This is a genomic window from Mesorhizobium sp. WSM4809, assembly GCF_055811655.1.
Genome location: NZ_JBVVQW010000019.1, coordinates 1 through 20479, shown reverse-complemented (window position 1 = coordinate 20479; position 20479 = coordinate 1). Strand labels below are relative to the sequence as shown.

The 20479-nt window shown below is 58.8% G+C and carries 14 protein-coding genes and 2 pseudogenes; 8 read left to right on the top strand and 8 right to left on the bottom strand.

The features are described 5' to 3' along the window. Nucleotides 1–231 precede the first annotated feature (231 nt). From AC0L24_RS29245 to AC0L24_RS29235, 3 genes are all read left to right on the top strand, one after another. Entirely contained in the window at nt 232–1587 is a 1356-nt protein-coding gene (locus tag AC0L24_RS29245; RefSeq protein WP_473564593.1) for a dicarboxylate/amino acid:cation symporter, read from the top strand. 277 nt (nt 1588–1864) lie between these two features. After that, a complete protein-coding gene (locus tag AC0L24_RS29240) occupies nt 1865–2929 on the top strand; it encodes a LacI family DNA-binding transcriptional regulator (RefSeq protein WP_473564649.1) in 1065 nt (354 codons plus the stop codon). A gap of 861 nt (nt 2930–3790) precedes the next feature. Further along, nucleotides 3791–4444, top strand: coding sequence for a transposase (locus tag AC0L24_RS29235; protein WP_473564592.1), 654 nt, complete (start codon nt 3791–3793; stop codon nt 4442–4444). Nucleotides 4445–4482: 38 nt separating this feature from the next. On the opposite strand, the gene AC0L24_RS29230 is transcribed toward AC0L24_RS29235, so the two are convergent. From AC0L24_RS29230 to pdxR, 4 genes are all read right to left on the bottom strand, one after another. Beyond that, nucleotides 4483–5325, bottom strand: a complete 843-nt coding sequence (locus tag AC0L24_RS29230) for a TIM barrel protein (RefSeq protein WP_473564648.1) — start codon at nt 5323–5325, stop codon at nt 4483–4485. Between the two features lie 703 nt (nt 5326–6028). Next, a complete protein-coding gene (locus tag AC0L24_RS29225; RefSeq protein ID WP_473564647.1) occupies nt 6029–6127 on the bottom strand; it encodes an FMN-binding negative transcriptional regulator in 99 nt (32 codons plus the stop codon). Between the two features lie 1639 nt (nt 6128–7766). Continuing rightward, nucleotides 7767–8489 carry a B3/B4 domain-containing protein gene (locus tag AC0L24_RS29220; RefSeq protein ID WP_473564591.1) on the bottom strand — a complete coding sequence of 241 codons (723 nt, stop codon included), beginning with the start codon at nt 8487–8489 and terminating at the stop codon, nt 7767–7769. A gap of 182 nt (nt 8490–8671) precedes the next feature. Beyond that, a complete protein-coding gene (gene pdxR, locus AC0L24_RS29215; RefSeq protein ID WP_473564646.1) occupies nt 8672–10210 on the bottom strand; it encodes a MocR-like pyridoxine biosynthesis transcription factor PdxR in 1539 nt (512 codons plus the stop codon). A gap of 68 nt (nt 10211–10278) precedes the next feature. Here pdxR and AC0L24_RS29210 point away from each other — a divergent pair. The 4 genes and pseudogenes from AC0L24_RS29210 (at nt 10279) to nodU (ending at nt 15200) form a co-directional block, all read left to right on the top strand. Next, a pseudogene (locus AC0L24_RS29210) lies at nt 10279–11519 on the top strand (trans-sulfuration enzyme family protein). A 40-nt stretch (nt 11520–11559) separates the two neighbouring features. Next, nucleotides 11560–12462: a dihydrodipicolinate synthase family protein gene (locus AC0L24_RS29205; RefSeq protein ID WP_473564590.1), complete on the top strand. Its 903-nt coding sequence runs from the start codon at nt 11560–11562 to the stop codon at nt 12460–12462. A 105-nt stretch (nt 12463–12567) separates the two neighbouring features. After that, a complete protein-coding gene (locus tag AC0L24_RS29200; RefSeq protein ID WP_473564589.1) occupies nt 12568–13056 on the top strand; it encodes a hypothetical protein in 489 nt (162 codons plus the stop codon). 458 nt (nt 13057–13514) lie between these two features. Next, nucleotides 13515–15200 (top strand): nodulation protein NodU, encoded by a 1686-nt coding sequence (gene nodU, locus AC0L24_RS29195; RefSeq protein ID WP_473564588.1) that lies wholly within the window; start codon nt 13515–13517, stop codon nt 15198–15200. A 1049-nt stretch (nt 15201–16249) separates the two neighbouring features. Here nodU and AC0L24_RS29190 read toward each other — a convergent pair. The 4 genes and pseudogenes from AC0L24_RS29190 to AC0L24_RS29175 form a co-directional block, all read right to left on the bottom strand. After that, nucleotides 16250–16438 (bottom strand): hypothetical protein, encoded by a 189-nt coding sequence (locus AC0L24_RS29190; protein ID WP_473564587.1) that lies wholly within the window; start codon nt 16436–16438, stop codon nt 16250–16252. Between the two features lie 534 nt (nt 16439–16972). After that, nucleotides 16973–17878, bottom strand: coding sequence for a LysR family transcriptional regulator (locus AC0L24_RS29185; protein WP_473564586.1), 906 nt, complete (start codon nt 17876–17878; stop codon nt 16973–16975). A 51-nt stretch (nt 17879–17929) separates the two neighbouring features. Then, nucleotides 17930–19051, bottom strand: a complete 1122-nt coding sequence (nolL, locus tag AC0L24_RS29180; protein ID WP_473564645.1) for a nodulation factor fucose acetyltransferase NolL — start codon at nt 19049–19051, stop codon at nt 17930–17932. Continuing rightward, nucleotides 19044–19676 (bottom strand): annotated as a pseudogene (locus tag AC0L24_RS29175) (GNAT family protein). The gene nolL and the pseudogene AC0L24_RS29175 overlap by 8 nt, the downstream one beginning before the upstream one ends. Nucleotides 19677–19767: 91 nt before the next feature. On the opposite strand from AC0L24_RS29175, the gene AC0L24_RS29170 reads away from it, so the two are divergent. Next, a partial coding sequence (locus AC0L24_RS29170; RefSeq protein ID WP_473564585.1) for a LysR family transcriptional regulator occupies nt 19768–20479 on the top strand: 712 nt, incomplete at its 3' end.

Below are 20479 nucleotides of genomic sequence, written 5' to 3'. Positions count from 1 at the left end.
ACGGCGGATCCCGGGATACCGACTTGTGGCTGCCAAGCTTACAGCCAGGGGTGCAAAGCTGGGCGCAAGGGCGGGATTTCGCCCGAGATGACGGCAAAAGTGCGAAAACCCGCACAACCCGCCCTTACTGAGGCTGCCTCACCGAGCGGAGGAATGCGCGTATTTGGGCGCGCCTCAACTTGGCACAAGACTTGCGGCGACATGCCAGCAGCGCGTGACCGGAGCGCCGCGATGGGAGAAGCGCGGGAAGGGAGGAGGCCCAGCCCGATTCGGTCAGGGAGAGAAAAGCTGTTGGTTTCACCAATCCGAAGCGCGGGTCCAACGCCCCGCAAGGCCTTCTACGCGCAGCTCTATGTTCAGGTGCTTACCGCCATCGCGCTGGGTGTCGCAGTTGGGTATGTCTACCCGGCCGTCGGCGAGAGCCTAAAGCCGCTCGGCGATGCGTTCATCAAGCTCGTCAAGATGATCATCGCGCCGGTGATCTTTCTAACCGTGACGACCGGCATTGCCGGCATGAATGACCTCAAGAAGGTCGGCCGGGTCGCCGGCAAGGCAATGATCTATTTCCTCACCTTCTCGAGTCTCGCATTGATTGTCGGTCTCATTGTCGCAAACGTCGTTCAGCCAGGTGCCGGAATGAACATCGATCCGGCCTTGCTCGATGCCCAGGCCGCGAAGGGCTATGCCGCCAAGGTCCATGACCAGTCGGTGACCGGCTTCCTGATGAACATTATTCCATCAACGATCGTTAGTGCCTTCGCGGACGGCGACATCCTGCAGGTCCTGTTCTTCTCGGTTCTGTTCGGAGTCGCTCTCGCGATGGTCGGCGAGAAGGGCAAGCCTGTGCTTTCGTTGCTTCAGGCGCTTCTCGCGCCGGTGTTCAAGCTGGTCGGCATCCTGATGCGGGCTGCGCCTGTCGGCGCTTTCGGCGCCATGGCCTTCACCATCGGCAAATTTGGCATCGGTTCGGTGGCCAACCTCGCCGTGCTGGTCGCGACGTTCTATTTCACCGCCTTCCTCTTCGTCTTCGGGGTTCTTGGTGCGGTCTGCCGATATAACGGCTTCTCGATTTTCTCTCTCGTGCGCTACATAAAGGAAGAGCTGCTGCTGGTCCTGGCAACGTCCTCCTCCGAGGCCGCGCTGCCCTCGCTGATGGAGAAGATGGAGAAGGCCGGCGCCAAGCGTTCCGTCGTGGGTCTCGTCATCCCCACTGGATATTCCTTCAATCTGGACGGCACCAATATCTACATGACGCTCGCCGCCCTCTTCCTGGCGCAGGCGACGAACACGCACTTGTCGGTTTATGACCAGATGCTGCTATTGCTCGTCGCGATGCTTTCCTCGAAGGGTGCCGCAGGTATAACAGGCGCCGGCTTCATCACCTTGGCCGCTACGCTTTCCGTAATACCAAGCGTTCCCGTTGCTGGGATGGCTCTGATCCTGGGCGTGGACCGCTTCATGTCCGAATGCCGAGCGCTGACGAACGTGGTCGGCAACGCGGTGGCCTCGCTGGTTGTCGCACGCTGGGAAGGCGAACTGGACGAAACGCGCATGAATTCCGCCTTCAGGGGTTGGCCGAGAGATTAAGAGCCCCTCGCCCGGCAAGATTGCTGCAGCGCGACCAACTCGCCGGGCTCATCAGCACCAACAATCGGCTCGCTGGTCTACACAGCGCTTCGCGGGGCCACAGATCAGAAGCACCAAACGCGGTGAGGACAAGAAGCATGGACGCCCTGAGAAAACGGACCGTAGACCGAGAAGCGCCCAGGTGCGCATGGAGCGCTGTTCACTGTATGGGCCGTCGATCGGGGAGGATGCCGAAATCTTCAGGTTGCCGCCGCAATTCATCGCCGGGATGCACCTGATGACGGAGAGCCAGCCGATCAAAATTGGAGCAACGGCAAAGCGCCCTACAATTGCCGATCTCGCCCGCGAAGCCGGGGTGAGCGTGGCAACGGTCGATCGGGTCCTGAACGCTCGCCTTCCGGTGCGGGAGGAGACCGTGCGGCGCGTTCACCACGCGGCCCACGCGATCGGCTATCATAATGCGGGACTTATCAAACAGCGCATGCGACAGGACCTGCCGCGCTACCGGCTGGGCTTCATCTTGAGAAAACCGTCCCAGCATTTCTACCGGGAGTTCGCGCGCGAGGTCGAGGCGTCTGTCAGTTCGGCCCACTGCTTCCACGGCATTCCGCTCATCGAATTCGCGCCGTCACATTTGCCGGGGGATCTGACGGCACTGCTTAAGGATCTGGGTAGCCGATGCCACGCCATCGCCATGGTGGCGCCAGACCACCCGAAGATCACGGCAGCAGTCGAGGAGCTCAAGGCGAAAGGCATCCCGGTCTTTTCGCTGCTTTCTGACTTCGCCGCGGGCGTGCGCGAGGGTTACATAGGTCTCAACAATCGCAGCGTGGGTCGGACGGCAGCCTGGATGTTCTCCAAGGTCGCTAAACGGTCCGGCAAGGTGGCCGTGTTCGTCGGCAGCCACCGTTTCCAGGGTCATGAGCTGCGGGAAAGCGGATTTCGCTCCTATTTCCGTGAGAATGAGCCGGCATTCGAGGTGCTGGATACGCTCGTCAATCTTGAGAAGCGACAGATCACTTACGAGGCGCTGCTGGATCTTGTGCACCGGGAACCTGAGCTCGTCGGCTTCTACATGGCCGGCGGGGGCATGGAGGGGGCTATCGCCGCGCTCCGGGAAGAGGGCAAAGGCCAGGATCTCGTCGCGATCGTGAATGAGATCACGCCGGAGTCGCGGGCGGCCCTCGCGGACGACATCATTACGATGGCGGTGGCGACGCCGCTGCGCCGACTTTGCCAGGAGCTGATGTTGCTGATGGATCGCGCCATCAAGACCAGCACCGCGGACGCCCCGGGGCAGACATTTCTCCCGTTTGACATCTACCTGCCGGAAAACATCTGAAATGATGCGAACTATCGCCCTGGCCGACATTCCTTTCATAAACGCCGCAGTCCACTGCGCTGGGGACGGTGTGCGTATTTCAAATGAAGTGTACGCTCTGCTCATTCAGATCGAGGGCAAAGCCGTGCTGGGGGATCTCTTCAACTCAATAAGTTAGATGAAGCTGAGCGTGCAGCTCTTACAAAGGAGCTCCGTCAATTGTGGACGCTGCATTCGGATGCATTCCGCCCCTCGCGTCCGTCAAGGCGCCGATCGTTTGCTGGACGAAGCATACGGGTCCACCAAAATGGCTCTTTCGCTTTATGCGGTGTCCCGAACAGGAGCGGCGCGTTGAAGCCTGTCATGCACGCAGCTGCCGGACGACGCTCCTGCGAGCTCGACACGGCTCATGTCCTCCACTCTCCCCGCGCCCCAATTCCGGCAGCTGTTCGTCCCTCGGCGCAACCGATGGCGGTTCTCTGTTTTTAATCAGCAGGCTAGCGTCGGTGGCAGCGCCCTTCGGAGGTATGCCGTCCTGCACTGCCAACGCAGATTGGATCACAGCTCTTGAGCAGCTCCTTTCAGTTCCGATGTCAGCCCTCGTCGCTCTGCCCTTGAAAACACGGGAGATAGCTTTTGCATGCTGCGGGAATCCACCACCTCCTCGTCCGACATGGCATTGCCTACTTGCTCCCAGGTACTCATAGGAACCGCTCTGTTCCGGAGTGTGCGTCGCCAGCAGGGCTTGCTCGGGCGGTCGGATGTATATAGCTCGGCTACAGAAGAGGCGGCCAGACCTTCATTCGTCGTCTGCCGCGACTTACTGCATAATTCGTGTTCAACAAGGAACGACCTATGAGGCGGCAGCCCCGAGCTTTCACGGTGGAGATCAAACAGAAGCGCAGCTCTCAAAAGCGGAGTGGTTCGATCTGGAGCGATGTCGATCTTACCGCAGCAATGGCCGAGACAACAAGGGAACTCGAGGAGATGGAGTTGCCAAATGGTCGCCCTGTTGACTCAAGTGTTGTTGCAATTGATGCTGAACACATTAACAAACCGCGAGCGGAGTATCACATGGCAAATTCCCTGGACGCAGAACCAATAGCAACCGCTATGCAACCGGCAGCCAAAGTAGAGAGGCCACAGAAGAAGAATGCCCAACGGTCGCCGAAAGCGAAGGCCGAGCCCAGGCAGCCTGCTCGGAAGAATGTGCCCAATGCGGCGTCTCAGGCGGAGGAAGCAGCGGCTGTTCGGACCGGACGTAAGATCTACTCTGAAAAGGAGCGCGCCCAGATGCTCGCCCTGATCCAGAAGTCTATCAGTGGTGGCGCCACTCACAAGGGCGCCGTAAAGCAGGCCGGGATCTCGGAACAGACCTACTATCAATGGAAGAAAGCTGCGTTGCCTACACCGGTTGGTGACGATCTGAAGGACCTGGTCGCTCTTGAGGAAGAAAACAACCGACTGAAGAGCCTGCTCGCGGAACGCCTGCGCAAGGAAAACGCGGAACTGAAGAGGAAGCTGGGGTTGCAATAACCCTGAAATTCTTGTCCGACCTCCGAGAGCTCATAGCCTTAGACCGGCACTCGCGCCAGTAGCCCGTTTCGGATGAGATCAATGCTGGCGGCAAATGCGCCTGCAGAGTCATTCAACGCGTGGACTTCCTCGACGAGCTCAAGAGAAAAGGGACCCGTATAGCCGCCATCAAGTAGCGCCCCAATCTGGCTGCAATTGTCGGAACCTCCCAGGATGCGATCCGGGTGAACCCAGAAGGTTGGATCGTTTATGCCTGAAAGGTGCACGAGACCGGTCAGATCGCAGAAGAAAGACGTCTCGCCGGCGAGCGTGTGGTGGAATGTATCGTGCACAAGCCGAAAGACGGACTGGCCATCAACCCAGGCAATAGCGTTAGCCGCTTCGTTCTTTGACCGAAGCGAGGAGGTCTGGAAGCCAAGCGGTTCGATGAGTCCGATCAGGCCCCGCGACTGAAGTATCGGCTTGAGCGCCTTCAAGGCGGCGCGCAGATTGCCATTGCGCCCGCCATTGGCGGACCACGAACCGTCGTTGACCGGCACCAGCATGAGCGCCTGAGCGCCACAAGCGGCCGCATAATCGGCGAGCTTGCTGGCCTCGGCCCTGCGGGCGGGAGTCCATTCGTTGAACCGCTGTAGGGCGTTGACTGAGATAATGGTGACGCCCGCTTCGGCAGCGGCAGACCGGACATCCGCCGGCGGCTTGCCGCGCACAACAGCCTTGCTGCAGGGACTATTCCGGATTTGCACGTCGGTCAGACCGAGATCGCGGGCAAGCGCGAAGAACGTCTTGACGTCAAGTCCGGGCGCCGCCATGTAGTCGAGTGCAAACCGAAGTGGCGCCTGGCGCACGGAGTGGCTTTCCTTCATGAAGGCGGCCGCCATTCTCGGCTGACTGGCCTCTGCCGTTTGGCCGAAATGATCGGCATAGGGAGGCGAGCCAATCGAACTGACCCGCTCTTTATTCACGCGATCGTGATTCATTGTGAGCCGACTTTCACGCAACGGATACTGCCGCGCCTCTTGAGAACATTGATCTGCTGCGAAATGACGGAAGATCGCTCGAGGCTATCCAGTTGTTTCCGCAGAGTAGGCGCCCGGAAAGGAAGCTGGACCGATCCGGAGCCAAACTGATGTGGCAGCTGCTTCTTCGTAGCGAGGTGCCCAGCGCGATCCTAGCGCGCCTCTCCGCCCCTCCCTCAGGCTCTGGATCCATCCAGGACGCGCTGCCGTGCGGCCTTGAATGCCGCTGGCAACAAGGGCAACATGTCGGCCAGCGTGTTGAACGCAATCGGCGTGACCGCCGGCGAGACTGCGGGCTATAACATAGAGTCTCCGCGGACCGGGCGTGATGGCGAGCACGGAGGCCGCGGCGAGGTACAGGGCGAATGGGGTCAGTTCTGGCATCATTGGTTCATTCCGACAAAGTTCATGATTATTCTGGAAGCGGCGATCTCGCGGTCAGATGCCCGTTCGCTCGGCCGCAAGCCAACGATTCCGCGAGAGTTGCGCCTGTGCAAAATCCAGCGGGCGTCCGACACCGCCCAAGGCGAGGCGCGCTCGCCCTCGTGGTGGTCAGTCAGGCCATTCACGACGTCCAGCACTCTTCCCGAACGCCATAGGCGTGGACGGCGATGTAATTCCAAGTCGGGACGACCTTCCCGCTTCCTGCTTGGCCGCATACCATGCCGGCGTCCATAAGTGTCCGGCCCCATGAGATGGCCAAGCCGTCGCCCAGCGGCGCGCAAGGCCCGCAGCCACGCCAGCGCGATCGGCAGCGTTCCGGTTCCGAGTCAGTTTGCGCTTGGTCTCCAGCCTTGTGATCGGCATGCGTAGCCTTCGCGAGGTAGCCCGTAGATCACGCCGTGCTCGCCCTCGCTCGCATCAAGCAAGAGGGCGGTGACGAGGCGAAGAGCATTGGGCCGTGGCAGAGACTAAGTTCGACAGCGGCGCTGCGCGGATGCTCGCTCGCAGGAAATCGATATCATCATCATCTCGGAAGGCCGGAGAGGTCTACATCGGCGGAACTCCGTGTGTGCGTTACAGATCAGATACTTGCAATCTGGCCCTCTGGAAACAGCCAGTTAGTTGCATTTGAAGCCGTCCAGTTGGTGAAGTGGCATGGCGGGCCGGATCATCGGGCTAATATTTGGCGATCCAACAGAGAGGCCCTCCACGGCTTCTGCGCCCCGAAATGTCTGACTCAACCGTCAGTGGCTCCGCCGTCGCCAGCGTAGTGCTACCGAGTTTCCGGCGATAAGGATAGAATCAGGGGCAGCCTCTCTGGCGCCCCTGATGGGTGCTGTTGAAGACATCTACGCCGGAGATGGCGCACCTCGGCGGCTCGTTCAAGGAAGTAGGAGCGGCCGGTGCATTATGGCCCCACGGCCACAACGAGCGCATGCTGCTTCCTATCGAGCGTGGCACGGCGCACGATGCCGTGATGCCATGCTGTCGGCCGGCCGGCTTGGCCGACTGCGCTACAGATGGAAGCTCGGGCGCCGTTGCGCGGCTGGCTGTTCCCGGCGCAGCACGCGATTACCCGACGCTGCACATCCATCGGGTCGTCGCCGAGACTGCAACTGCGCCAACACCGTCAAGGGGTCCGGCCGGCACACGCTGCGTCAAAGCTTCGCCAGGCCTTGAGGCCGGCGCCGACGTCGGAATTACCCAGGTCCTTCTGGGGGGAAGCAAGCTCGACACACACGGCCTCTGCGCAAGCCCGACCTGTAGATGTGCTGCAGGCCAGTCCGCGCGAGAACTTGGCCTTTTCAAGGAGGCGGAAAGCTCGCCCGTGCGGCCACTCGATTGAGATCGCCGATATGCTCCGTGCTGCCCGGCCTGCCTATCAGGTCGCGCATGGCATGCAGGCCAGTTCAGCCTCGGCAGCTCAAGGTCATGGGGCGATCGAGCACTGCCGCACGCAGCCGCGGCCCGAGGGCGGATCGGGTACAACTGCCGTGGTTGCCCCCGATAAGGCAAGCGGAATGAATCATCATCCGCATCCCCTCCTCGGCGGAGCCACGAGTCTGCCCAAGGATGGCAGATGTCTCGAGACCGCTTCGATCCGAATTCCATCCGGCTTTCGCCACGAGATGTTATGACGGCTTGGAGTGCCAGGACTGGCGTCTGACGTCGAGATTAATCAACCCGAGCAATCTTTACCATGGCGCAGGGTCGAATCATAATGCGGTGCACCTTCCGCTGGCCTGCTGAGTACGAAATGGCCAGAGGCGTCCCCTCCCATCGCAGCACTAGGAGACCCAGCCGCAAAGGAACTAACACTGGTTGCAAGCGAACCGATCACACCGGGGCGGGCACATTCCTCAACCGACCCGCCTGTCGAGACCGGCGGCGAAAGGCTTTAGCGGTGTGATTTCCTGCTTGTAGACCTTACACCCTGGTGCCAGCTCTCTCAGACCGCTCACCAGCATGTTAGCCGCCTGCCCGAGCGCCTCTTCCGGCATGGCCGCCAAGCTTTCCAAGATAAACCACATGCGGCCGCCCACCGTCTCCAACCGGGTGCGCGTGCCCTGCCGCCAATTCCAGCGGCGACATGTAGCTCCCAGATCGTCGCGCCAGATGACCTCCCCCTTGGAAGGGCTTTCGACGACCGCTTCCCCATTCAAAACAGTGTGGAAAGACTCCGTTCCTATGGCAATCGTCAGCCGCGGTTTGCCGACATATGCATCAAAATTTTCGCCGCCAATCGGTATTGCAAAACGCAGGCTCACGGCATTGTAGAGGTCAACGATTGGATTTATTGATGGGATTCGGCCATCCTTCTCCACCCGTTTTTTCAATGCCTGCGCCGAGCACGGCGTCCGGTTTGGTTTCGCGCCGAACCGAACGTATGCCTGCGCCCAATTGGCCAAGTGCGCTTCTCCCCAGGCGGGTCCCCCCGCTCGGACGAAATCGCAAGCCTCCCCCAACACGTCCCGAGCCATGACGCCTCGCGCACTGTCCTGTGCATCAACAAGAATGCTGATTGCGCGAAAGTCAGGTGCGACCTCTGCTATTTCTTCGTCGATGAGCGGAAAATCCAACAACCCTTTCTCCTTTAAGCCAGTCGCGAGGGCGCCTTTGCTTCGACCGGAATTGAGAGCTCCACAAGAATTCCCTTCCCCCGTCCCAGGGGCATACTCCTGTCCTGGACCCGGACTGGCCGACAGTGCCAGTCCTGGCAAGTCTTGCTGATCCAGTCTGCGATCAATGCGGCGCGACTCTGAGGTCAGGAGCCAGGCCCCCTCGCTGTCAGGGCGGCCATTGAGCGTCTTGCCGAATCTTCGGCAAAGCTTCTGACCCGTTGGACAGCGCCAGCAAGGAGGCGAACACCATTCTCGATCTGCCGAATGGTCAGGGCAGAATAGCCCATCACCAATCCAATCCGATCAGCGCGGCCTTCATCTCGGTTGTACAGCGATGAAATCGGATGGATGCCAACCCCGACCCGCCGCGCCTCTTCAACCATGACCTCCTCCAGCGACCGAGAAAGATCCTTGAACCAGACGACGACATGCAGCCCTGCATCGGCCCCCTCGATGGCAATGCTGTCTGCGAACGCACGTCGAAGGACAGCAAGCAGTGCCTCTCGCCGCCCCCCGTTAAGACGGCGGACGCGGCGCACGTGGCTTTCATAACCACCGCTCTCAATGAGTGAGGCCAGGGCCTCCTGTTCCGCAACCGGAGAATGCCTGTCGAGAAGCTGCTTGGCCATCGCAAAGACGTCTTGCAACTCGGCCGGAACCACCAGGTAGCCGATGCGCAGCATCGGCGACAGTGTCTTGGAGATCGTGCCAACATAGATTACGGAACTGCGGTCTTCCAGCTTATGCAGCGGGGGCACCGGTCGAATGTCGTACCGGTACTCGCCATCGTAATCGTCCTCGATAATATAGGCGTCATTGCGCCGAGCCCATTCGAGGAGCTGATGCCGCCGCGAAATCGACAAGACGCCGCCGAGCGGGAATTGGTGCGACGGGGTGACGTAGGCTAGCCGCGCTGGGATCTCCTGCAGCAGCTCGGTCTTCATGCCCTCGCTATCGACGGCGACAGCGACGGGCGTGGCTCCTGTGCTGGCAAAGACTTGGCGCGCCATGCTATAGCAGGGATCCTCGATCACGAAGCTGTCGGAAGGATCGAGTAGCAGGCGCGCGCACATGTCGAGGCACTGCTGTGATCCGCTTACGACGAGGATCTGCTCGACCTGGCAGCTCAGCGTTCGGGCACGCCACAAATATCCCTGCAGCGCCTGGCGCAAGCGATGCGAGCCGCGTGGATCGTGATAGGCTAGCCTTCCGGGACTTTGTGACATTGCCGCGTTCATCGCACGCTTCCACGTCAGCGCCGGGAAATCAGATGGGGCGAGGTCGCCATAACGGAAATCGACCTTGAAGCGGTTGGGGAGGTAATCGCGCCGTGGTGGACTGGCGCGCAGTCGCTCCCCGTAACGGGAAAGATGGATCGGGCCAGTCCGTTTGGGCACCGCGCTGGTCTCTTTACTCCGCACGAGCGAAGATGCAACGCGAGGTCTTGCGCCTTGAATGACCTCGATGAAACCTTCGGCGACCAGCTGGTCATATGCCACGGTGACCGTGGTCCGCGACACACCGAGTTCATTTGCTAGGCCGCGGGACGACGGCAGCTGGCTGCCCGTTTCATAGATTCCACCTAGGATCTGCTCGCGAAGAGCTTCGCAGATCTGGCGCGCGCCCAGACCTTGCGAGCGAGCTATCGACGCGGAAGGAGAAGGCTGGACCATTTCTTTCATCGCCAACTGGACGTTCCACCCGGGTTAGTGTGAAGGCATTGTCGCCGAAATCAAGAGGGCTAAAGCCGATGACCAGCGCCGAAGATCAGCTTGAAGCCGAGACAACATCAACGCCGTCCCGGAACGACGTCGGTCTCGCATTCGCCACCCGGGCCATCCATCATGGCTTCGATCCGGCGGGCTTTTCCAATTCCGTTCAGACGCCGGTGTTTCTTACATCGACCTATGGATTTAAAAGCGTGGCGGCAAACGAAGCCGCCGCAGCGCTTGGGGGAAGGCTCTACGCACGCGAATACAACCCGACCACCGAAAACATCGAAAAGCGGCTCGCCAATCTAGAAGGAGCCGAAGCTGGGCTGGTACTCGCCTCGGGGATGGCCGCCTTCGGTACGCTGATCCTTTCGCTGCTTTCCAAGGTGACGAACTCATTGTCCACAAGACACTCTATTCGAATAAGCTCGCCATGGTGGAACAGGGGCTGCCGCAGTTTGGCATCAAGGTCGTTGCCGTCGATCTGTCTAATCCCAGCAATCTCAATGGCGCCATCACTGACAGGGCCCGGCTCGTGTTCTTCGAGACGCCAATCAACAACCCGCTGGGCCGTTTCCTCGACATCGCCGCCATTGCCGAACACGCCCATTCTCGCGGCGTGAAGGTCGCCGTCGACAGCACCTTCGCCTCGCCCGCCCTCCAGCGTCCGCTGGAACTTGGAGCCGACATCGTGATCCATTCGCTGACCAAGTACATCGATGGCCATGACGATGCTCTGGGCGGGGTGATACTGGGCGACGTAAAAACACTGCACCTGCTGCGCGAAACTGGCCTGCGCTATCTCACCGGGGCAGCGCTCTCGCCCATGTCGGCGTTCCTGATCTTGCGCGGGTTGAAGACACTCACGTTGCATATGGAGCGTCACAGTGCCTCTGGGCTTGCGGTCGCCCAGGCGCTCGAGGCGCACCCGACTGTGGCTTGGGTTAGCTATCCATTTCTCGGCTCTCATCCCGAACATGAGATCGCGCGCAGACAGACGTCGAAAGGCTCGGGCATGTTGGCACTCGGCCTCCAGACGGGGTTCGAGGGCGCGCGCCGTATGATGGACCGGCTCAAGCTCATCATCAGGGCGGTCAGTCTCGGCGACGCTGACAGTCTTATCTATCATCCAGCAAGCCTGACCCGCTCGCGCGAGTCAATTCGCAAGGACGCGCATTTGCCTGACGGAGTCGGCGACGATCTCATGCGTCTGTCGGTAGGGCTCGAAGACGCCGCCGACTTGATCGCGGATCTAGAGCAGGCGCTGGACTGGGTCTGATGCCCAACGCTTGACCCAATATAACAACGGGAGCTTCAGCATGGGATTCCTGAGCGGCCTTTCGGCCTTCCCAATAACGCCAAGCGACAGCGACGGCGGCGTCGATGTCCTGGCGCTTCGAAAGCTGATAGCGCGGCTTTGCGCAGCAAAGGTGGATTCTATCGGCCTGCTCGGCAGCACCGGCACCTATATTTATCTGTCGCGCGAGGAACGCCGCCGGGCGCTTTGCGAGGCGCTGGACGAGACGGGTGGACGAGTCCCGCTCGTGATCGGCGTGGGCGCTTTGCGCACCGATGAAGCGGTAAAATGTGCAAGTGATGCGAAGGCCCTCGGCGCAGCCGCGGGGTTGCTCGCGGCTGTTTCCTACACCCCGCTCACTGAGGACGAAGTTTTCGAGCATTTTTCGACGGTGGCGCGCGACAGCGGCCTGCCGATCGTGATCTACGACAATCCCGCAAACACGCATTTTCGCTTCACGCCAGCGCTCATCGAGCGTCTGGGACAGCTGCCTGAGATCCTCGCTATTAAGAACTCGGCCGACCGGGGCGATGCCATCAAAGGCCAACTTGCGCACCAGAAAAAAATTGTGCCGAAAGGATTCTCGATCGGCTACAGCGGCGACTGGAACGCCACCGAGGCCCTGATCGCCGGAGCCGATACATGGTACAGCGTCCTCGGGGGCATCTTGCCCGACCCGTGCCTGAGGATGGTCAGAGCCGCTCAGCACGGCGACCATGCTGAAGCACACCGGATCGACGCCACCCTGGCCCCGGTGTGGGAGCTTTTTAAGACGTTCTCGAGCCTTCGCGTCGTATACGCAATCGCCGAGCTCCTCGAAATTTGTTCCGCCGAGCCCCCACGGCCGATCAAGCCACTTTCCGCTGCCGCGAAGTGCCAGCTCGCCGGCGTCCTGGACCGTCTAGGATCAGGTGTCGGATCGTAAGCCGCGCGACTTCATATCGCCGGGAGAAAATGTACGCACCGATCTTTCGATGGGCCTATAGTAGCCGAGATCTTCTCCCTCATCTGGTCGGGAACAATGCGCTGCGTGTTGATCACCGATGGATCGACAGGTCTCGACGCCAATCTTAGCGTTCGATTGGCAGAACGTCGTATCGGCGAGGGAGGAAGGCTGCGTTCCGGGCCTGCCCCCTACATTTCTCCGACTTCCACACGAAGCATCAAAGCCTTGATGCGCCAACAGCATTCAATCGCTGCGCAGGATCTTTGCTTCAAGCGCGGCTGCCACAAAAGCCCTTCGAGCAGCTGGTGGATAGGCCTCACCACGCAATACCTGCAGACAAGCGTCCATCGCTACCTTCCGTTTCTCGGTCCGACGATGAAGGTCACGGATCAGGATAACGGCCGCCTGGTTGACATCGAATACGATACGCTCAGAACTGTGGCGGCCAACCTGAACAACGACCGCCCTCTCAAATCTTTGCAAGCCGGTCATCTCTCCGCCCCCCAAGGCGATCATCCGTCAATTGAGCCCAGCTCGTCTTTACCGAGCCGACCCGGTACCACTGATCTGTGAGCCGAGACAATGCCCTTTCTACCGACCCCGCGCTAGCCCGACACGCGCTTAGCTGCAGGCGGGATATTCCTTTGGGCGCTGCCCTCGCCGTTGAAAAAACTTTCGACTAGAGATTAAAAAGTGGCTTGATCGAGGAAGGCTCTCTTCTAAGCGACCACCTTCGTGCTCAGCGCGCGCACGCTCGGTGCCGAGGGAGCGCGGCACCTCCCGTGGCGCCGGTGACGTGTGACCGTGCACATCCTTGCCCAGCGGCTTGCGGTGGACAGCCCTTCTCACTGTGCCCCACAGTGCTGCCTCGCAATTGCATGTCAGCCATCTTGTTCTCGATCACGCGGCAAATCTTATCATTCACCGCGCGGATGCTCACATCCAAACAATCTAGTTTACCGCCCCCCCCATCATCGCGCATAGCGCGACGTCAAAACCCGCGGTCACTCTCACTTTGACTAGGATCTACTATGCGCATTTGCGGTATCAAGCTGACGCACGACGGGGGAATCGCTATCGTGGAAGACGGCAGATTAGTCTTTTGCATCGAGCAGGAAAAGCTCGACAATAACCCGCGATACCAGCATATCGAGCGGCTTGAGACGGTCGCCGCCGTTTTGGCGGAAAACGGGCTTGCTCCGAGCGATATCGACCGGTTCGTTATTGACGGATGGGACGGTGAAATCCAGTCGGAATTTCAAGTTCTGAGTAACGGCTCCCCTATCACTCTCAACGGCGCGCCTTATGTGGAGCGGGACGCCGAAAATCCCCTGACAGCCTATCAAGGTTCCGGTCTCATGCTCGACAATGGGGCATTTTCTTATGAAAGCTACCCGCATGTTCTTGGGCACGTTGCTTCCGCATACTGCACCAGCTCATTCGCCAAACTAGAGGAACCAGCATTTTGTCTGGTTTGGGACGGCTGCATCTTTCCGCGGCTTTACTACGTCGAGCCAAGTGGAGTCCGATTTGTTGGGTGCCTGTTTCCGATGATAGGCCATGCGTATGCCGCTGCGGGCCAACATTTTGGTCCTTACATGCGAGAACTGCGGACTGGCTGGGATCTCGGTATCGCCGGCAAGTTGATGGCCTATATCGCGCTCGGAGTGGTCCATGAACACATCGTGAACGTGTTTCAGGAGCTTTACGACGACCATTTCGCCGGGGATACGGACCTTGCCTTTGGTTACAGGGAAAACAGCCACAGCGAAGACGCGTTACACACGGCTGTGCACAACTTCTTCGATGCAAGCGCGTCGCGGTTAATCCCCGAAACGCCCGAGGACATACTTGCTTCGTTCCATGCCTTCGTGGAGCGTCTTCTCGTCGGGGGGATGACCAGCGCGCTGCGTACGTACTCGGTTCCCAATACCCGAAACCTGTGCATAGCCGGCGGATGCGGGCTGAACATCAAATGGAACAGCGCCCTCCGGGCGAGCGGTTTGTTCGACGAAGTCTGGGTGCCTCCGTTTCCAAACGACAGCGGATCGGCGATCGGTGCCGCTTGCTGCGCGCTGGCCGCCGACAAAGGTTTCGTGCATCTCGACTGGTCAGTCTACAGCGGGCCCAATGTGAGCCACGGCAAGGTTCCACCTGGTTGGCAATCCGCTGCTTGCAGCCTGAAAGAACTTGCCAGTGTGCTCGCCGACAACAAGCCTGTTGTGTTCCTTGCAGGCCGCGCAGAGCTTGGTCCACGTGCTTTGGGAGGCAGAAGCATCCTGGCGGCCGCAACTTCGCCGGAAATGAAGGACCATCTCAACAAAATCAAAGTTCGAGAGCACTTTCGGCCGGTAGCGCCAATATGCTTGGAGGATCGTGCACCTGACATGTTTGACCCTGGCACGCAGGATCCTTACATGCTGTTCGATCACCGAACCCGTTCGGAGTGGAAAGAGAAGATCCCGGCGGTCGTCCATCTCGACGGGACTGCGCGACTACAGACAGTTTCGAGAACGTCTGAACACCCAATTGCAGAACTTCTGATAGAATATGAGAAGCTCACGGGCATTTCGCTGCTCTGCAACACGAGTGCAAATCTTAATGGACGTGGGTTTTTTCCGGATGCGGCTGCCGCCTGTGAGTGGGGATGCGTAGACCACGTTTGGTGCGATGGGTTGCTGTTGACCAAGACAGGTGCAAGTCAATTCGAGAGCTGAGCGTCAGGCTGTAACGAACCCGAGGTACCGCGGCAATCGCCGGCAGCATCGCTGAGGGAGCCGGATGGTGCGGGTGTGTGGGTCCTTGAAGCTGCCTTGATCTGAAGAACGAATCTGACCGATGGCCGACAGAGCGCAGAGACTGTGCAGTTAAGCTGGCAAGCATGCTTTTAGCGATGTGCTGGAGGATTCAAGGACCTGCACGGCCATTTTGCTCGGCCGAACTAATCCGCCACGGCGCCGGGCATGTAGCCGACCACGTTGACCCCGACAGCTTCGTCAGTGGTCAGGAAGTCAGAGTAGAGGTTCCACATCCTCAAGCATGCTCCTTGAAGGGTCCACGTGCGAGATCGATTGCAGCAACCCGATGCCGAAGAGCACAATTGTGAGCACGGTCCGGTGCGAAACCCAGCACAGACCTTCAATGGCCGGGCACTCCGGATGGATGGCCTTTGTCTTTCAGGTCCCCAGGTAGCTGTCCTTCTTGGCGCATCGGTGACCTCGCCACTGCGACTCTCAAACGATCTGGAACGCGGTCGGCTGAGATCGGCCAGCACCAAGTCGCGCTGTGAATGGGTTGAGTAGACTTGCTCCGCGACCCGCGCGGCGGCATCGGCGTTGTGGAAGGCGGCACACTTTTGAAGACCGCCTTGCCGATATGGAGAGCCCGAGCCCGGTCGGCCGGATCCGCTCGAAGCGGATCCGTATCGACGAAGGCTATTTTATTCGAAGGCCCTGGGGATCCTTCGGGTGCGGTTCGACGACTCCGACCTCAGCGATGGTTCGGAAGAGCATCTGTGGCCGTCGCCGGGAAGAAAGAATGGTGGTTCGTTTCCCTCGACGAGGCAAACGTCGAAGAGTGTTGGCACCTCCCAACGCTGGGCGACTGCGCGCGTTTGATTGAGGAGAAGCGGACCACACCTGTGGTTGAAACCTCGACACATCGGGGAGCGGAGTCGCCCCGCCGGCAAGTCCGAGGCGAGTACAGGCAAGGGCGGCGTACGACCGCGGTCGGCAGGAACGCACGCTTGTGGGTTTGGCAGGGGGGGCTATAGGGGACCGACCACGCCTTCCATCAGAAAGGCTCCCAGCGCACTCAGCAACGCCTCGGCGGTTTCCTTGTCGAGTTGCAGTGCGATCTCATCATCGTCATACATGATCAGCAGCAAGGTGCCTCTCAGCGGGTTGTGCGACGTGACCAGCACATCGTCATCCTGGAACTCGACTTTGCGGGCCATAATTTCCGACCTCCGTTGCTCCTGCCGGAATGTCGCACTAGCCGCAGTAAAGAAAGTATTGAGAGATCCTGCTCCATAGCCTGCTGGCAATCGATCGAGCGATGCGAGTAGTCAAATTTTGACGTTTGGCGGAGTGATCATCTTGCCCCTGCAAATACTGTTCACTGTGCGCTCGGTGCCCGAAGCAGAACCAATGCGGCTCTTGCCTTTGGCTTGGCAAAGCCGAACGGCGCACGCATCCCACATCCGGCAGACTCGCAAATATGGTTTTCGACCCGTGCCCGCTCGCGCGGCATTGCGATCATGCCTTTCGCGAGCCTCATCGGTTCGTCGCTGATACGGGTTGATCAGCCCTACCAAAGCGGGATGACATTGCGCTGCTTGGTAATTTAGACCGCCTCACGCACGCCAGTGCAGCACGCGGCGCACCGCGCGGCTGATGCGACTGCATCTTCAGCATCGCCGGAAAATCAGCACCACACTGTCATGCAAGATCATCGAATTGCGTGCCGTTGACCCGGAGGGCCCGCGGCTTCACATGCGAGATGCCTCCTGCAACATTATCTGCCGCATCCAGGTGCTTGCCGGATCGCTGTTGTGAAGGGTGGGCCATTGGACGGCCTCGGTGAACGTGGGTAGTGGCCGCGGAAGTTCGACGATCCGCAGAGGGAAGGTCTTTTTGAAATGCTCAACCAGCCGGAAGGGCATGGTCGCTATGCGGGCTGTGCCTGAGATCATCGGCGGGATCATGCTAAAGGCCGGCACGATGATCTCGACTTGCCTCTTGAGACCATTCTCAAGCAAAAACCTTTCCTCGATGGATGGCATCTGGGCACGGCCCACCCTGTACGCAATGTGCTTCATCGACACGTACCTCTCGAATGTAAGCTGCTGTGGCAGTTGCTTGTTCGTCGGGCAGCCTACGCACACGAATGTCTCGTCGAACAGAGCCGCTCTCGGATGCGCGCTCGACATGAACAATTCCGGAAGAATCAGAAAATCGACGTCACCGCGCCGGAGAAGCTCATCGAGATCGTCGTCGAGCGGCAGCAATTCGAAGCTGACGGCGGGTGCTTCGCGTGCAACACGCTCCACGACCTTTTCAAAAAACACGAGTGTGACGAAATCCGAAACTATGATCCGGAAGCGGCGATCGGATTGAGCCGGTTTAAACGGATCCCAAGAAATAATCGAGCACTGGATGTGAAAGAGTGCGCCGCGAACAGCGGGCGCGAGTGTTTCCGCACGTGGGGTTAGAACACGTTCGCGGCCTCTCATCGTAAACAGTTCATCGTTGAAATAATCGCGCAGCCGGCCGACGGCCGCGCTCATGGCCGGCTGACTTAGGTTGATGCTGCTTGCCGCCGCCGTAAGGTTGCGCTCGGTCAGCAGTGCGTCGAGCACGACGAGAAGGTTCAGATCAAGGCCTTTGAAACGCATGCCTCATCTGTCCGTAACGTCGTTGCTTGTCATCGCGACCATTGTGGGCGGCTAATTTATTGCAGATTGAGATTTGAGCAGACGTGGGCGTGGCGGCGCTCCGACAAGGATCTGCGACACATATCCAAGGTCGCGCGCAATCTTGCGAATTGCCATCGCTGCGGCGACAATCGTCACTCCAAGCACACTTGCGAACGCAATTCTGGTCGTGAGATTCCAGGCTTCTCCAAACTGGATGAAATCCATGAGGCGAAACGCGGCACCCTGAACAAGATAAACGAGCAGCGTGCTCTGACCGAGCTGCATCGCGACAAACTGAGCTATTCTAGTTGAGGAGGCAGCTCTCCAGCATTGGACCATAAACTGCATTGCCACCGCGGAAGCCGCTGCAGAGCCGGCGAACATCAGCAGCACTTGTTTGGCTGATTCTTCATCATCTATTAAAACATGATTGTTGAAGGCGTAGGTCTGCTTATCCCACAGAAGTAATGATATGACAGCTATTATCGAAAGCAAGAGTACAAAGGTCGATTTGTGAGTCCAGATGATACTTTTCTGCCATCCAATTGGCTGGGCAAACAAGACCCCCAAACAATAAAATGGGTAAGTGTATCTTACCAACGGGCTTATTGACAATGTGACGGGCGCGAATGCGACCCCGATTGCGGATGCGCTTATGATCCACATCGGTAGCTGTTTGAAAGTTGCAAAAACACGAACTAGAACGAATGAAATAAACGCCGCCCATATGAACCAGTATGTTCCCATGATTTCCATCGATAGATCCAGCAATACATCAGTTGGACCCTTCGTTGGATAAATCGTAGCGGACTTTAGAGCGAAAATAAACGCGCACCAAACAAACATTGGCAGTAGTAACTGTACTGCTCGATCACGGACCCCTTGAGTGAACGATTTTCGAATAATTGCCCCGGAAGAGACATATCCACTTATCGCCATAAAGAGAGGCATATGAAATATGTATATTATGTTATAATACGGAGACGTCCAGAAGTCGTCAGTTCCTCTATAAATTATATATTGTATTAGGTGTCCAATTATTACCAAAGTAATTAGCACACCTTTGGCGAAATCGAGGCTTAGGTCTCGGTCTTTTATTTCCTCTGGGCGCGAGCCGCGTCCCTTCGCTCCACCTGTTATTTGATCAAGCATCAGACTCAAGCCCATCAGTTGCGGTTGCTACCGGCCGTGGGCACGGCGAGCGCGCCAGTTTCGGTGAAAAGGATCGGGACTTGCGCGGATCGCGGCGTGGTATCGAAGGCCGACTGGCTGCAACCGAGCGGACAAATTCCCAGTACCTGATCGCAAAAGCTGGAGCGCAGTGGCGGTCGCGATCAAGTGTGGCGACGCGAACGCCCGGAACTATCGTCGCCAGGCCGTCTCTGCAGGACCTCTCGCTACGGTTCCGCAGCGCGTGCCGAACCGTGCCAAATGCGAATGGAATGACAAGCTGCTGCAGCACCGGACGCATGACGCGGACAGAATGGCTCATTCGAGTCTCTCAAGATCCGGATGCACACTGTACAATCCGAGTTCGCCTACCAAGAAATCAAACTCGCCAACCAGGATGAAACGGCGGGTCCAAGTGAGCCACTGCGCTGTGCACATAGGGCCGATTTCGCGAACCTGCGGACTTGCACCGGCCCAGCTACGACCACCTGAAAACCCTTGTCGGCCGATAGCCATTTCGGAAGATGGAGGAGAGTTCGAAATAATCGGCTACTTGCAAGTCATTTTCCCAGCACACACTCAGAAGCAGTGGCCTGATCGGGTGCATCTCAGGTGCGGTCGTCTATGCAGCGCCCTGGAAGTTTGGTAAAATCGATTGTTTAGATCGCGAGCATCCACGCTATGGATAAGTGAAAGCGATGCGCTTCAAAGGCCTTGATCTGAACCTTCTCGTTGTGCTTGACGCGCTGCTGACCCAACGCAACCTTACGGCGGCGGCAAGCAGCATCAACTTAAGTCAGCCGGCCATGAGCGCGGCCGTCGCCCGGCTGCGCGACTATTTCAAGGATGAACTGTTTACGATGAACGGCCGCGAACGTGTTCTAACCCCACGTGCGGAAACACTCGCGCCCGCTGTTCGCGGCGCACTCTTGAAAATCCAGAGTTCGATTATTTCTTGGGATCCGTTTAATCCGGCTCAGTCCGATCGCCGTTTCAGGATCACCCTTTCTGATTTCGCCACACTCGTGTTTTTTGAAAAGGTCGTGGAGCGTGTTGCACGCGAAGCTCCCGCCGTCAGCTTCGAATTGCTGCCGCTCGACGAGGACCCCGGTGAGCTTCTCCGGCGCGGTGACGTCGATTTTCTGATTTGTCCAGAATTGTTCATGTCGAACGCGCATCCAAGAGCGGCGCTGTTCGACGACACGTTCGTGTGCGTGGGCTGCCCCAGGAACAAGCAACTGCCGCAGCAGCTTACATTCGAGAGATACATGTCGATGAGGCACGTTGCGGCCAAGTTTGGGCCGACGCTGAAAGGCTCGATCGAGGAGCGTTTTTTGCTTGAGCATGGCCTCAAGAGACGTGTCGAGGTTATCGTGCAGGCCTTTGGCATGATCCCGCCGATGGTCTCAG

What these genes read in the sequence shown, in the direction of transcription:
- AC0L24_RS29185 (WP_473564586.1), bottom strand. Translation starts at nt 17,878, where the DNA reads ATGCGTTTCAAAGGCCTTGATCTGAACCTTCTCGTCGTGCTCGACGCA.
- pdxR (WP_473564646.1), bottom strand. Translation starts at nt 10,210, where the DNA reads ATGAAAGAAATGGTCCAGCCTTCTCCTTCCGCGTCGATAGCTCGCTCG.
- nodU (WP_473564588.1), top strand. Translation starts at nt 13,515, where the DNA reads ATGCGCATTTGCGGTATCAAGCTGACGCACGACGGGGGAATCGCTATC.
- AC0L24_RS29230 (WP_473564648.1), bottom strand. Translation starts at nt 5,325, where the DNA reads ATGGCGGCCGCCTTCATGAAGGAAAGCCACTCCGTGCGCCAGGCGCCA.
- AC0L24_RS29205 (WP_473564590.1), top strand. Translation starts at nt 11,560, where the DNA reads ATGGGATTCCTGAGCGGCCTTTCGGCCTTCCCAATAACGCCAAGCGAC.
- nolL (WP_473564645.1), bottom strand. Translation starts at nt 19,051, where the DNA reads ATGCTTGATCAAATAACAGGTGGAGCGAAGGGACGCGGCTCGCGCCCA.
- AC0L24_RS29245 (WP_473564593.1), top strand. Translation starts at nt 232, where the DNA reads ATGGGAGAAGCGCGGGAAGGGAGGAGGCCCAGCCCGATTCGGTCAGGG.
- AC0L24_RS29225 (WP_473564647.1), bottom strand. Translation starts at nt 6,127, where the DNA reads ATGGTATGCGGCCAAGCAGGAAGCGGGAAGGTCGTCCCGACTTGGAAT.
- AC0L24_RS29240 (WP_473564649.1), top strand. Translation starts at nt 1,865, where the DNA reads ATGACGGAGAGCCAGCCGATCAAAATTGGAGCAACGGCAAAGCGCCCT.
- AC0L24_RS29190 (WP_473564587.1), bottom strand. Translation starts at nt 16,438, where the DNA reads ATGGCCCGCAAAGTCGAGTTCCAGGATGACGATGTGCTGGTCACGTCG.